This window comes from Bdellovibrio sp. HCB288, from assembly GCF_047305935.1.
In the GTDB taxonomy this organism is placed as follows: domain Bacteria; phylum Bdellovibrionota; class Bdellovibrionia; order Bdellovibrionales; family Bdellovibrionaceae; genus Bdellovibrio.
Map to the genome: position 1 here is coordinate 3,285,336 of NZ_CP178619.1, position 13,791 is coordinate 3,299,126.

At 47.2% G+C, this 13,791-nt stretch carries 15 protein-coding genes; 7 read left to right on the plus strand and 8 right to left on the minus strand.

Features of this window, described 5'->3' with window-relative positions; genetic code table 11:
* Positions 1 to 5: 5 nt before the first annotated feature.
* A complete protein-coding gene (locus tag ACLVWR_RS16135; protein ID WP_413581627.1) occupies positions 6 to 836 on the minus strand; it encodes a DUF6279 family lipoprotein in 831 nt (276 codons plus the stop codon).
* Between the two features lie 116 nt (positions 837 to 952).
* On the minus strand, positions 953 to 1,318 hold the full coding sequence (locus ACLVWR_RS16140) for an antibiotic biosynthesis monooxygenase (protein WP_340597296.1): 366 nt from the start codon (positions 1,316 to 1,318) through the stop codon (positions 953 to 955).
* Positions 1,319 to 1,495: 177 nt separating this feature from the next.
* Here ACLVWR_RS16140 and ACLVWR_RS16145 point away from each other — a divergent pair, with 177 nt between their 5' ends.
* The 5 genes from ACLVWR_RS16145 to ACLVWR_RS16165 all read left to right on the plus strand — a co-directional run bounded on the left by ACLVWR_RS16145 (position 1,496) and on the right by ACLVWR_RS16165 (position 5,304).
* Entirely contained in the window at positions 1,496 to 1,681 is a 186-nt protein-coding gene (locus ACLVWR_RS16145) for a hypothetical protein (protein ID WP_413581628.1), read from the plus strand.
* Positions 1,682 to 1,857: 176 nt separating this feature from the next.
* On the plus strand, positions 1,858 to 2,874 hold the full coding sequence (locus ACLVWR_RS16150) for a gamma-glutamyl-gamma-aminobutyrate hydrolase family protein (protein ID WP_413581629.1): 1,017 nt from the start codon (positions 1,858 to 1,860) through the stop codon (positions 2,872 to 2,874).
* Between the two features lie 86 nt (positions 2,875 to 2,960).
* Complete coding sequence (locus ACLVWR_RS16155; protein ID WP_413581630.1) at positions 2,961 to 4,184, plus strand: hypothetical protein; 1,224 nt, start codon at positions 2,961 to 2,963, stop codon at positions 4,182 to 4,184.
* Between the two features lie 23 nt (positions 4,185 to 4,207).
* A complete protein-coding gene (locus tag ACLVWR_RS16160) occupies positions 4,208 to 4,837 on the plus strand; it encodes an SCO family protein (protein WP_413581631.1) in 630 nt (209 codons plus the stop codon).
* On the plus strand, positions 4,834 to 5,304 hold the full coding sequence (locus ACLVWR_RS16165; protein ID WP_413581632.1) for a copper chaperone PCu(A)C: 471 nt from the start codon (positions 4,834 to 4,836) through the stop codon (positions 5,302 to 5,304). Before ACLVWR_RS16160 ends, ACLVWR_RS16165 begins: the two co-directional genes overlap by 4 nt.
* Positions 5,305 to 5,348: 44 nt before the next feature.
* Here ACLVWR_RS16165 and ACLVWR_RS16170 read toward each other — a convergent pair whose 3' ends face one another.
* From ACLVWR_RS16170 to ACLVWR_RS16195, 6 genes are all read right to left on the minus strand, one after another.
* Positions 5,349 to 6,434 carry an ABC transporter permease gene (locus ACLVWR_RS16170; RefSeq protein ID WP_413581633.1) on the minus strand — a complete coding sequence of 362 codons (1,086 nt, stop codon included), beginning with the start codon at positions 6,432 to 6,434 and terminating at the stop codon, positions 5,349 to 5,351.
* Positions 6,431 to 7,474 carry an ABC transporter permease gene (locus ACLVWR_RS16175; RefSeq protein ID WP_413581634.1) on the minus strand — a complete coding sequence of 348 codons (1,044 nt, stop codon included), beginning with the start codon at positions 7,472 to 7,474 and terminating at the stop codon, positions 6,431 to 6,433. The genes ACLVWR_RS16170 and ACLVWR_RS16175 overlap by 4 nt, the downstream gene beginning before the upstream one ends.
* A gap of 68 nt (positions 7,475 to 7,542) precedes the next feature.
* Positions 7,543 to 8,292, minus strand: coding sequence for an ABC transporter ATP-binding protein (locus ACLVWR_RS16180; RefSeq protein WP_413581635.1), 750 nt, complete (start codon positions 8,290 to 8,292; stop codon positions 7,543 to 7,545).
* Positions 8,289 to 9,032, minus strand: a complete 744-nt coding sequence (locus ACLVWR_RS16185) for an ABC transporter ATP-binding protein (protein WP_413581636.1) — start codon at positions 9,030 to 9,032, stop codon at positions 8,289 to 8,291. Before ACLVWR_RS16185 ends, ACLVWR_RS16180 begins: the two co-directional genes overlap by 4 nt.
* Positions 9,023 to 9,748 (minus strand): efflux RND transporter periplasmic adaptor subunit, encoded by a 726-nt coding sequence (locus tag ACLVWR_RS16190; RefSeq protein WP_413581637.1) that lies wholly within the window; start codon positions 9,746 to 9,748, stop codon positions 9,023 to 9,025. Before ACLVWR_RS16190 ends, ACLVWR_RS16185 begins: the two co-directional genes overlap by 10 nt.
* 101 nt (positions 9,749 to 9,849) lie before the next feature.
* A complete protein-coding gene (locus tag ACLVWR_RS16195) occupies positions 9,850 to 10,734 on the minus strand; it encodes a hypothetical protein (RefSeq protein ID WP_340597287.1) in 885 nt (294 codons plus the stop codon).
* Positions 10,735 to 10,946: 212 nt separating this feature from the next.
* Here ACLVWR_RS16195 and ACLVWR_RS16200 point away from each other — a divergent pair, with 212 nt between their 5' ends.
* A complete protein-coding gene (locus ACLVWR_RS16200; protein WP_413581638.1) occupies positions 10,947 to 12,611 on the plus strand; it encodes a methyl-accepting chemotaxis protein in 1,665 nt (554 codons plus the stop codon).
* A 42-nt stretch (positions 12,612 to 12,653) separates the two neighbouring features.
* Entirely contained in the window at positions 12,654 to 13,790 is a 1,137-nt protein-coding gene (gene rffA, locus ACLVWR_RS16205; protein WP_413581639.1) for a dTDP-4-amino-4,6-dideoxygalactose transaminase, read from the plus strand.
* Position 13,791: the final 1 nt, after the last annotated feature.

A 13,791-nucleotide genomic window follows, 5' to 3' on the forward strand; every position in this document is an offset into this window, starting at 1 on the left:
GAATTTTACAGAGCTGAGATCGTTCTCAGTTGCTCGGATTTCTGCTGAATGTTCTCTTTAAGAGCGATCTTCTGTTTTGGAGTCAGGTTCGTCATAACCCGTGTAATCAGCGTCTGCAGACCATCCTGATACTGCTGATAAGCTGCGCGGTACTCGGGCAGATCAAATTTATCCGTCTGAGTTGTGTACTCTTGAACAAAGGCCCTCATCTCCTCTTTGGAGTTTTGATGAGCTATGAATTCTTTAAATACGAAGGCCTTGTTTTTCGCGCGAAGCTCTGCCGGATAAGGTGCCGCTTTTACATTATCAGCGATCAACTGTTTTTGTTGATCCGTCAGCGAACCCACAAACATCTCAAAAACGTCTTCGTACTTACCACGATACTTCTTTTCCAGCTTTGCCGAGTCCTGGGCTTTTTCCAGGTCTTCTTGATTCTTTTTATAGAAAGACTTTTTAAAGTACTCGATTTGTTTAGTATCAGTGGAGCTGATAAAATCCACCGCCGTCGTCGCAAAATGTGAATTGATCTGGTCAACATCCTTAAAGAATGCACCGAAGTACCCTGCGACTTTTTTATCGTTCAGCGAGCCGTCATCAACATCCTTCTGGATCTTATTCAGACGATCCATCCAGATGGGCAGCAGGGTTTCTTTCATGCTGATCAGGTCTTTTTTGATGTCTTTTTTAAGAGCCTTGCTTTGCTCTGAGGAGATATCGAAATAGTCATCCACCTTGGACGCGATATAAGTATCCGCCCAGCGATAGGCGATATCCAAACGACTGCAACCCGAACAAACCAATATCCCTGCGAGAAATATAAATACTATTCTTTTCATGCAACCTCTTTATGACAGACTACCAAACCCTTGCTGGCAGCGGCGTTCAGAGATTCAATTCCCGACCTTCGCTATAGGAAAAGTGTTGCATCTTCACATTACGTCACATCATTCCGTCACAGATGACTGCGGTAGTCCGCGTCCGGGCGCTCCAGATCCTGATCTTCTGTGGAAGTCATGGAACCCGGGATTTTATCCGCCAGCACATCCAGTCGCTCCACAATCGGAGGTCTTGCCAGAAGATCCGGTGCCCGCGCAATCAATGCTGCTGCCACTTTACCCTCCAGATGCGCACGACGAGCGTATTCGTCTGCAAAGGCATCAAAGATTGCAAAGGTTGAAGGTCCGATTCTGCAGGCGAACCACACGGTGGTTCCCATCTCTTCTTGCACAAAAGGCAATGCATCCCTTAGAAAGTTTTCGAGTTCAAATTCCCGTCCCGGTTTTGCTTCCAGATGAATGTACAATCCAAGCGTTGTCATCAGAACCTCCCTGGCCTGATTTCACGATACTTTTTCTGGTTGTTGTCTCCAAGTGGGACGATAGTGTTTCTAATCACGGAAAGTTTGATTTTTTCCCATTTTACACTTCTAAAGTCCTGAAATACTCCGATAGGTAGTCATCGGTTCCTAAAAGGAACCCACACCAAGGAGTTCAGTATGTTGAAATTCACATCAAAGATGACACTAGTACTAGCAATGTTGGGTATGGGCGCATGTGCTTATGTTCCGGTCCAGGAAGAGCCACGTACACCATCAAGTGTGGCTGAGGAAAACGCAAAGCCGTTGCCTTGGCATTACCCGTTCGTACAAAAATCGAATGGTGCAAAACCAGGTATGTTTTAACAGCCTCTAATTTTTTTGATTCCAAAAGACCGGGAGTGCACCCGGTCTTTTTTTTTTACAGTGAACGACGTTTCTGCGCCACCGTCTCAAAGTGAGACACTCATCCGACGTTATCTCAATTCTATTGATTCCGAAGCCCGCTCCATCTGGTACTTTATTTGAATCATACGCAAGTGATGAAAAACGTCCGACTTTTTCTAATTATTTTTTGGGGTATTCTATCCTCTGCCGCCAGTCATGCTGCAGACATTCAGCTTTATCAATGGATTCCCCGTTCCCAAGCCATAGCCCCTTTGATTTTGCCGGTAAAATCCGGAGAAACTCCTGAGGCGGCGGCTGAAAGATATCTTCAGAATCTTGAACACAAACCAGATCTGATGGAGCTGTTCAAAGGACAGCGCCCCACCACGGCTGCGGGAAAATTTGAGCTCCTGAAAGGCGATCGTGAAACTCGTGCATTGCTGATCGCAAATCTTCCAAAAGATTACGGTCCCGATTCAGCGCGGGTTCATAACTTTAAAAAACTTCTTACCAGAGCCGGTCACCAGTCCTACATACTGCCAATCAGCGCAGATCTGGGGCTGACATTAAGTGAAACCAGAATTCTATTTGAGAAAATCTCTGCCCAGTTTCCGCTACTCATTGCAATGGGTGGAGATGACGTGGATCCGTCCTTCTATAAAAAAGAAAACTATCACGCTCGCAACACCATCCCCACTCGCGATCAATTCGAGATTTCGCTGATCAAGAATTATGTTGCAAGCGAACGCGGCTTCTTACTGGGAGTCTGCAGAGGATCGCAAATCTCCTCCGTAGCCCTGGGTTACAAAATGATACAGGACGTGCCAATTCAAGTGGGACCAGAGCTGCCTCATGGCGATGACTGGCATGACATCGAAGTTAAAAAAACTTCACACGGAATCTTAGCGTCACTTTTGCCGGCGGATTCAAATAAACTTTTTGTTAACTCCCTTCACCATCAGGCCGTTCAATTCAAGCCCGGCGGAATGCTGGAATTGGCTGCCACAGCTGCGGACGGCGTAACTGAGGCCACGGAATTCAAAAACGGTCGTGGCCTGCTGTTGCAGTTTCATCCGGAACTGATGGAGAACGAACTGGGCTCCCGCATTCTTAAGCGCGTTGTCGAACAAAAGGTGCGCATGATGCCGATGAGCTGTTCGAAGGTCTTTTAGCTCTAAGTCTAATTTTTACCCCAAAATTTTATCCCCTCCTCTGAAAAGCCGATCTTCTACCTACATCTTTCAAAAGGTAGGACGTTATGAAAATCGGCTTTTGGATGACAGGTCTGGTATTCTCCGCTTCTATGACGGCTTTGCTGCCGCCAGCACAAGCTCATGATCACAGCACTGAAAATCAGATCGTAGAAATTATGTGGGCAGGCAGTGAGCATCTGTCCCTGGGTGAAAGCGGCGCATTGAATGCATGTCGTGATTTGGGTATCAGCAAAGCGGATTGTCCGATTTCAAATATCCCGCGTGGCGATGGAAAAATTAATTTTGCTTACGGCGAAATACTTATGGCCGCTGACTTTTACAATGGTCCCAGTGAGCTTTATGCTGACAAACGCAAAGGCATCAAACACGTCATCAAGTGCACGCATGCAGAAATTCACGGCAACAAACCAAAAACCTGCAACAGTATTGCGACATTCTTTTCGATGCCAAGATATCTGGGTGTTGTAACGAAAAACTACAATCACTTTGGTTGGTACAACATGAAAGACTATGTACGCTACCACCAGGAGGCGATAGACAAGGCCTTGAAGTCTTTTGAACTTCGCGACTCCGCCCCACAAAAAAGTCTGCAACTGTATCAACAGGCCATGATTCTGAATGCTTTCGCTGATCACTATCTGACGGATGCTTTCTCTTCAGGACATGTGCGCGTACCACGTGTGCAAACGGCGATGTGGGGAAAAGAGAACTTCAAGGGCTTGCTAAAGAAAAATCGCGGCGATCTGGTCACGATGCTTTTGCATGATAATGAAAGCATGGATTTGCGCACGGGTCGCGAAATCGGTCTTCCGGTGGCCAACTCCTACGGGGATGTCTGGATGACTCGTGGAGATGGACACTTGCATATCGACAGCAATCCGCTGGACCCAGTGCGACTGCAACCGGAGAACGCCGTTCGCGAGTCCGTCAAAGAGGTTCTGTTTGCAGCACTCTATGGACAGGCGCCAAAAGGAATTTTCGCAGCCACATGGCTGGTACCTTTCAGTCGCGACATTCCCTTTCACGTGAAGTTTTCGGCTGAATACCAGCACATGAGCAAAATGGATTTTGTAAATTCATTTTTCAGGGACATTCCTTTGGTCAAAGCCACCCACGTTGTTCGTCACGACTTGGGACGCTCCCTAAATGCAATGCCGGAGATTTTTGCTGAGTTCCGCAAAGCTGTGCGCAAAGATATCCAAACGATTCCGGAACTCACACGTCGCCTGCCAGCTCCCTATTTAGAAGCCTTCAGCAACGTTAACTAGCAAAACAGCAGCGTTTTGTTGCGTTGGTTCGTGACTCCCCGGGTGCTATAAGTTTAACTCATAGCATTCTGGGGGCTCTTATAAAAAAGCACATTCTTATTGCATCGATTATATCTGCCGCACTGGCCGTCGGCTTGTTGTTTGCGCTGAACTACTATCAAAATCTGCAACCCGAATTGGGCGGAGACTTTCAAGCCAACTACAACGGCACTTCCTGGAAGTTCTCGGACGACGCTAAAAAATTAAACCTGCTTTATTTTGGCTACGCCAAGTGCCCCGATGTCTGCCCGATGGCGTTGACTTACGCCAGCCAGGCCATGAAATCACTGACTGACCAGGAACGCCAGAAGATCCGTCTGATTTTCGTCAGCGTCGATGTTGCCAACGACACCCCGGCAAACGTGGCAGTATACGCCCAACAGTTTGATCCTTCTTTCGTGGGTCTTAGTGGCACCAAAGAAAACATCGACACCGCGGTTCATCAGTTTGCCGCATCCTATATCGAAGAGAAAGATCCGAAGTCGTATCTGGGGTATTCGATCTCCCACACCGACCGTATTTATTTCTTGAATCAAAAAGGCATTGTACTGGATACTTTGCCCAACCCCCGTTCCGCAGAATCTATTATTGAAAAAATCAAGGAGAATCTATGAAGTCTATGATCTTGTCAGCCGTGATGGTTTTGGTTTCCTCTGCAGCATTGGCAGCGGACATTGAAATTTCCAATCCCCATGTATTCGTTCCACTAAAAGGTACGAACACGACAGCGGGTTTTGGCACTATTAAAAACACTTCCAAAAACGAAGTGACAGTTAAAGTTGTTGAAGCAAAACCATTTAAAGCAGTTGAGTTGCATGAGTCCTCTGAAAAGAACGGTCGCATGACGATGTCTAAAATGGAAATGTACAAAATCCCTGCAGGTCAAACTTTGGAACTAAAACCAGGTGGCAACCACATCATGCTTTTCGATGCAACCAAACCAGTTGAAGAAAAGCAAACTATCGCCATCAAGTTGATGGTTAACGATAAAGAACAAACTGTGAATTTCCCGGTGATCAGTCGCTTGACGAAAGAGACTAAAAAAGAAGAGAAAAAAGAAGAAGGCCATCACCACCACTAAATAGTGAAACAAAAAGGCAGGCCTTAAAAGTCTGCCTTTTTTTATTAGAGCGTCGTTTTAAAGCGCTGCCAGCTAAATCCGATAGCCGCAATGGCCATGGCTGCCAGAATCAAAACATTGAATAAAATCAAACTCGTGTCGCCACCCTTCAACATTATATTTCTAAGCAGATCAATATAGTACGTGATGGGATTGAAGTAAGAAAACACCCGCATCGCCCAGGGCATGTTCTCAATCGGAAACGCGAGCCCTGAAAGCAACATCGCGGGCAGCAAAAATAAAAAACCACCCATCATTGATTGCTGCTGATTTTTTGCCAGCGTCGAAATCAACAAACCGATGCCCACCGTACAAAACACAAACATCATCGAAGCAAACATCAATACCAGTAAATTGCCACGCATCGGAACCCCAAAGACAAAGACCGCCACCGCCAGAATCAAAGGAATATTGCTCATCCCCAGCAACACATAAGGAATGGTCTTACCCATGATCACTTCCTCGGGCTCCACAGGTGCGGCGATCAGGGTTTCAAAGGTCCCCAGTTCCTTTTCCTTGGTAATAGACATGCTGGTCAGGAGAACTGTGATCAAACACACAAGCATACTCATCACTCCGGGCACCAAAAACAAAGCCGTTCGCATCGCCGGGTTGTAAAGAACCCGCACGTCAAACTGCAAAGGCATTTGAATCTGGATGTCGCTTTGTGAGCGTTTAAGCTGGATAGTATTCACGTAGCGTTCAATGCTCTGCCCGCGGGTGACATTGGTCGCGTTAATCAAAAGCTGCAACTTCCCCTCACCACGCCCAATACTCTTATCCAAACCGCCCTCGGGCGCCACCAGGACCGCATCAGCCTCGCCCCCTTGCACTTGCGTGAACGGATCGGAAGAGCTCACCTTGGCCGGAATAAACCATCCTGACGCCAGACAATCCCGGTACAAATTCATCAAGGCGGAATCCGTGGGGGAACCAAACACACTAAGTCTTATGTTACGTGCCTCCGTCGAAAGAGCGGTGGCGAAAATGGTGAGCTGGATACAGGGAGCAAGAAACAGCAAAATCCGCATACGCGGATCGCGCAGAGTCTGGCGCATTTCTTTTTTCATGAAACCCCAAAGTGTCTTCACGGTTCCACATCCTTTTTAAATTTTTTGGTCGCAATCCCCAGCAGCACCAACAGCAGTAAACAGAGCATTCCAAAGGACGGCAGAATCTGCATAAAACCACTGCCCTGCAAAAACAACTGGCGACTGATTTCAATAAACCAACGGGCTGGCAGTATCATGGTGAAATAATAAAAAAACGGCGGCATATGCTCGGTCGGAAAAATAAATCCGGATAGGAGCATGGAAGGCAAAAGCCCCGATAGCATCGCAAACTGCATACTCAACTGCTGACTGCGGGTCAGCACCGATATCAGCAAACCCTGCGCCAGATAAGTGCACAGAAAAATCAAAGCCGACAGCATGTAAAGAATAAAGCTTCCCCGAAATGGCACATTGAAAACCAGCTTTGACATCATAAATACAAAGACAATAGAAATCACACCCATCACCGCATACGGCAAAAGCTTACCAAGAATAATATCAAAGGGCCGAACAGGAGTGCCCAAGAGCAACTCCATGGAGCCGTTCTCCCACTCTCGGGCGACAGTCAATGCGGTTAAAAGAATGGAAAGTACAGCAATGATCACGGCCGCGAGCCCTGGCACCACAAACCATTGACTGTTCAATTCGGGATTGAACAAAAACCGTGAATGAATTTCGACCGGCATTCTAAAAGTCATCTCCGGAAACAGTCTGGTCATAGCCAGCTGCTGCACGCCCGCTAAGTAGCCGACCACGGAAGCCGCAGATGAATTATCCGCGCCGTCTATCAGGATCTGCACCTTGGCCTGACGATAAGGCATGAGATCGCGCGCAAATTCTGGCTTGATAATCAAAGCAGTTTTGGAAAGTCCCCCATCCAAAGTTTCAATGGCATGAGCCGGACTGTAGACAGATTTAGGAATAAAATATTTTGAACTGACAAAGGAATCAATCAAGACTCGTGATTCTGTCGTCTTACTGCCATCAAATATGGCCAGGGGAATTTTATCCATGTTGAATTCAATCGCGAAACCAAAAAAAAGCACCATCACCAGCGGCATCACGATCGCCACGGCCATTGTGAATGGATCACGGACAATCTGAAAAACTTCTTTTACGGCCACGGCCCACACAGACCCCTTCATTTTCACGAAGCACCGCCTTCAACCTGAGCAATGAAGACATCCTCAAGGCTCACGTGCTTGGGGTTTTTATGCGGGAAGGAGTGTTTCTTTAATTGTAGTGGTGAATCCAATGCGATCAACTGACCGTCCTTCATCAAAGCAATGCGCCCGCACTGCTCGGCCTCGTCCATGTAGTGAGTTGTCACGAAAACCGTTTTACCCTCGGCGGCAAGTTCACGGATCAGACTCCAAAAACGCTGACGGAATGCAGGACTGACCCCAGCCGTGGGTTCATCAAGAAAAACCACCTGAGGATCATGGAGGACGGACGCGACCAGACTGACTTGTTGCTTAATTCCCCCGGGTAAATCCCGAACCATGGTGCTTTCGCTGCGTTGAAACTTGATAAAATGCAGAAGCTTTTCTTTTTGCGCTTTGAAATGCGCGTCATCCAGTTTGCGCAAAGACGCCGTGAACGACAGGTTTTCAGCCACGGTCATATCATCGTAAAGAGTGAACTTTTGCGACATATAGCCCACGATCTTTTTCACATCCAGGGCTTTGCTGCGCACATCAATTCCACACACATGGGCGTCACCTTCGGACGGAACCAACAACCCGCACAGCACACGAATAGTGGTGGTCTTCCCGGCTCCATTCGCCCCTAAGAATCCAAAGATCTCCCCTGGGCTCACGGCGAAGGAAACATTTTTTACCGCGTAGAATTCTCCAAACTTAACAGACAGGTCTTTCACCTCGACTGATGAACTCACAACACCTCCGCCTGGGTATCCAGCGAGGAGTCATAGCGCAGGAAAACCTCATCAAAGGTTTCACATTTTTCTTTTTTTAGAATTTCATCTGGAGATCCCTCCAGCAACGTCTTCCCATCAAAAAGCAGATGAACGTCCTCGCACTTAAGGGCTTCATCCATGTACGAGGTCGTAACCAATATCGTGATATTTTCCTGTTCGCGAAACTCATACAATAGCTTCCAGAAATCACGACGACTTAATGGGTCCACGCCATTGGTGGGCTCATCCAAAAATAAAACCTCAGGTGAGGCCAGCAGCGCACAGATCAAACCCAGTTTTTTATACATTCCACCGGATAACTGCGAAGCCAGGCGATCCTGAAATCGATCCAGACGAGTCATCTCCAGCAACTTTTGCCGGCGGATTTTGTAGTCTGCATCCTGAAGGCCATACAAAGTTTTAAAGAACTCCAGATGCTCGTGGATACTCAGCTCACCATATAGACTTTGTGTCTGCGGCATATATGCCAGTCCCCGGCGAACATCAGTAAAGTTCTGCTCCCGGCCTTCCTTGAAATACTGAATTGATCCCTGATCGGCTTTCAGCAAACCCATCAGGTGTCGCATTAATGTGGTTTTACCAGCACCTTCGGGGCCGATAATTCCGTGAACTTTGCCATCGGCGAACTGCATGGTGAGGCCCTTTAATGCCTCCACCTTTTTCATTCTTTTAAAAAGTTCGCGGACGACTATTTCCATTCCAGAGTCATTCCCGGCTTAAGGATGCCATCGGGATTTGCAAATCTGATTTTTACGCCGTAAACCAGGCGCGTTCTTTCTTCGCGAGTCTGAACATTTTTAGGCGTGAACTCCGCGTCGGGATTAATAAATTCAATATTGCCTGGAAAGGATTTGTTATCCATCTCCGGCAGCGTGGCTTCAACTTTCTGTTCTAATTTCAAAGAAGCGATCTCGTCATGGGGAAGATAGAAGTAAGCATAGACCTCTTCCAGATTCCCGACGGTGACAAGCTTTGCTCCGGGATTCACCATCTCGCCTTCCTCAAAATACTTGGTCAGCACTGTGCCCTTAAGTGGAGAAACGACCTCACACCACGACACTCTGGTTTGTAGATCGTCTTTTTTACTGCGGGACTGATCATAGGCTTCTGCGGAAATATTTCCGCCACGGTAAAGACTGGCACTGCGATTAAAGGTGCTCAGAGCCAGATTATAACTGATTTTCAACTCCTCGCAGGACAAGGACATGATCTTTTGTCCTTTTTCGACAACCATGCCTTCCTTGACCGGAAGCGAGTCAATCACCGCCTGCACACGGGCTGGAATATCGACTTTTGTGACTTCGACTGTTCCCGCATAACGAAAACTATTGGCAAATAAATATTGGCGAATCAGAAAGGCTGCGACGAGAAGAATAAGAATGACTACGACTGGAAGAATCTTCTTTTTGTTCATATCAAAAGGCTAGCAGCTCTGCCTATGAACTCAATGAAAGAAATAAAAAAAGCCGATGTTACAAGAACATCGGCTTCGTTTAACTAAGTTGTATTTAACAACTAGTTTGGTGCGAACCAGCAAAGTGGACGTGTACCAACTGCATCGCGTGGGCTATAGCAAGAACCCGCTTTGTAGTCAGTGTCAGACAATTTGTCGCCAATCGCAACCGGGCACAAGGCACCTTGGAAGTATGTATCCAAGCGGCATTGAGTTTTCGGGTGAGCGTTGTCAGTGCGACGAACTACAGTTTTATCTGGAGTATCGAATTGCGCTGGAACTTTATCTTTACCAAGAGCCGCGAACAAGTTTGCAACTTGTTGACCAGCTTCAGTGATTCTCATGCAGATCAACTGATCGTTGATGTTGCTGTATTGAGCTTCACAACCAGCTTTAGCAGTTGGGTGAATTGTCATAGTAGAAACGATAGCTGCGTTGTCGTCTTGTGCGAACAACAAACGTAGACATTTCAAAGATGCGAAATAGTCAGAAGCACCTTCGTTAGACGCCCATGAACCACCGTACCAGCTGTCAATTTTTGGAGCGCCAGCATTGTGGTGACCCATTTCGTGGCAGGCAACCAAAGCCATACCTTCGTAACCAATTGCTTGGTGACGAGCCAAACCGCCGTACATATTAAGGATGCGTGTGTTACCAGAACGTTGCGCAGACGCATTTACAGTTCCATCAGTCCACAAGCGATTAACGCGTAGCTTATCGCCAGCTGCTTCAACTTCTGGAGTGTAGATCTTTTCGATACGATCCATCACATCGTTAAATTGTTCTTGAGTAATACCACCTGTAGCAAACATACCAACTGGAATGTACATGCTGTTTTCAGGAACGAATCCGTGGCAACCTTCTGAATGTGAATGCTGAGTCGTGAAACCAACTGTTGCGATCAATGCAACTGCAGCCAAACCGCGTAGCAATACCTTATTTGTCATGACTACTCCCCTCCTTGAGTCTAGACGTTGAAAAAAATGCTACCCTTACTTTGGGGACAATTACAAATATAAAACTTTAGTCCTGTCGCACGGCAGTAACTTTTGTTAGTCACGCCGCACCACCAAGGTCCGAATCCTTCGTCTCACAAAAACACGAGTTAAGTGAATCCCGTAAAAATTCGATAAAGAAGTATCGATGGAGAGCCTAGTTTATGAATAATTTGAAATCTTGGTTTCGTGGTTTGCGTGGAAAATTGTTGTTCTCAGCATTTTTGCCTGTTGCCGCATTTGCAGTGATCACTGTTATCGCACTCAACAGTACCAATAAATTGGGAACGATGTTGAACTCCGCATACACAGACATGGTTCCCAATATGGATTCACTAGGACAGCTTGCGATGCAAAGGGCACGCGTGGGCTACTTCTTCTGGGCATCACTTGGCACCCATGGCCCTTCGCGCGAAGTGTTTATCAAAAAAACAATCGCTGCGTGGGATGACTTTAAAGAGGCGCAAGCATACTACGAAAAAACTCCTTTTGATGAAACTGAAACAAAAAATTATTCAGGCGTAAAATCCAACAAAGACAAGTTCTATGCAACCACTGAAACTTTGATGGGCTTGCTGACAAAACAAACTCCCGAAGATGATGAAAAAGCCCGCACCTCTTTAAATGGTGGCGAGTGGCACATCATGGCTCAGGAAGTTCAAAAGATGTCTGAAAAGAACTTCAAACACTACCAGGAACAAGCAGCCGCACAAAACGAACAACAAATGAAGGATCGCAAAGCGCTCACTCAAATGTTGATCTTAATTTCCGCATTCAGTGCCTTTGCCCTTTTTGGTATTCTAATGTGGATCGCCTACCGTGTTTCCAACACTGTCAGTAATATTGCGACGAAGTTGACAGAATCCGGCGGTCAGGTTGTATCAGCGATTGCACAGCTTTCCATGGCAGGGCAAACACTCTCCACGGCTTCCACTGAATCTGCAGCCTCACTTGAGGAAACTGTTGCGTCTCTGGAGGAAATGTCTTCCATGGTCAAAATGAATTCCGACAACGCCCAACAGGCAGCCACATTGTCGCAAACATCAAAAGACTCTGCCGAAGACGGTCAAAAAGAAATGGCCGCACTTATTCAATCCATGCAAGGCATCTCTCAGTCTTCTAAAAAGATCGAAGAGATCATTGGTGTGATCGATGATATCGCCTTCCAAACGAATCTTTTGGCATTGAATGCGGCTGTTGAAGCCGCCCGCGCCGGAGAACAAGGCAAAGGTTTCGCCGTGGTGGCCGAGGCCGTTCGTGCCCTGGCACAACGTTCAGCTGTGGCAGCAAAAGACATCTCCTCATTAATCAAGGAGAGCGTTGGGCAAGTGGAAAACGGTGCCAAAGTCGCCGACCGCTCTGCTGAAGTTCTAAACACTATCGTGACATCAGTTAAAAAGGTCTCTGATCTGAATAATGAAATTTCTGCGGCAAGCACAGAGCAAACCACAGGTATTTCCCAGATCTCCCAGGCCATGAATCAACTGGATGCCAGCGTTCAAGGCAATGCAGCTTCGTCTGAAGAAATCGCAGCCTCTTCTGAAGAGATTTCGGCGCAAGCGGAACTGATGCGTCGTCTGGTGGATAGCCTGAATCAGGTTGTCACCGGCGCCCAAGATGAACAATCCGAGCCGCAATCCCGCTTCGATGCGCGTCCTCAGAAAACGGCGAACAATGTGGTGGAATTCAAGGCAAAGCCTGCTCAGAAACATGCCACTAAAGCAGCTACTCCGGTTGTCGCAAAAAAGGCGCAGAGCAGCACCGCAGCTGACATGATTCCTTTTGATGACGATGGTCCGCGAAAAGTAGGCACCACGGACGGCTTTTAATCGGTTGCCGTCCGTTTAGAATTAGTACTAATATTGTGGGGCATGAAAATTCCATTTAATCTGCCCCCACATAGTCACAACGAAGAAAAATACATCGCGCAAGCCATTGCCAATCGCAAACTTTCCGGCGAAGGCGCTTTCAATAAAAAAGTCGTAGAATGGTTTAAAAATCATCTGAAATGTGAAATGGCCGTCATCACTCCCAGCTGTACATCCGCTTTGGAGATGGCCATGGTTTTGACCGACATCGGTCCTGGCGACGAAGTGATTCTGCCTTCATTTACATTTACTTCCACGGCCAACGTGATCGCACTCTATGGAGCTACACCCGTTTTCGTGGATGTCGATCCTAAGACTTTGAATATGGATGTTGATGCCATGGAAAAAGCCATCACCGCAAAAACCAAAGTGGTAATGCCGGTTCACTACGCTGGTGTTGCCTGCGAAATGGATCGCATCATGGCCTTATCTGAAAAGCACGGTTTCATCGTGGTGGCGGATGCCGCACAGGCGATCTTCTCCTCTTATAAGGGAAAACCCACAGGAGCCTGGGGGCACATGGCCGCTTACAGCTTCCATGAAACCAAAAATATCGTATGCGGTGAAGGCGGAGCTTTGGTCATCAATGACAAGCGCTTTGTAGCCCGCGCCGAAGTTGTGCGCGACAAGGGTACCAACCGTCAGCAGTTCTTAAACGGCCAAGTGGATAAATACACCTGGCAGGACAAGGGATCATCTTACCTGCAATCAGAATTGGCGGTGGCTTTCCTGTATGCGCAGCTTGAGGATGGCGAAAAAATCACGGCACAGCGTCTGGCTCACTGGAATCAATATCATCAAGGCTTTGCCGATCTGGAAAAACAGGGTCATTTGACTCGCATGCATGTACCGGCTGACTGCCAGGGCAATGCGCATATTTACTACTTCATTTGCAAATCACCGGAAGAACGCGGGAAACTGTGGGCTTATTTGAAAGAAAATGAAATCCAGTCAACGACTCACTATGTGCCTTTGCATTCCGCTCCTGCGGGAGTGAAATTCGGTCGCGTGGTGGGTACTATGAAGGTCACTGATGATTTGGCTAATCGCCTGCTGCGCATGCCGATGTATGCAGATCTGACCAAAGAAGAAGTTTCTTTCGTTTTGGATAAAGTGCACGCGTTTTACAAAAACCTGTAAG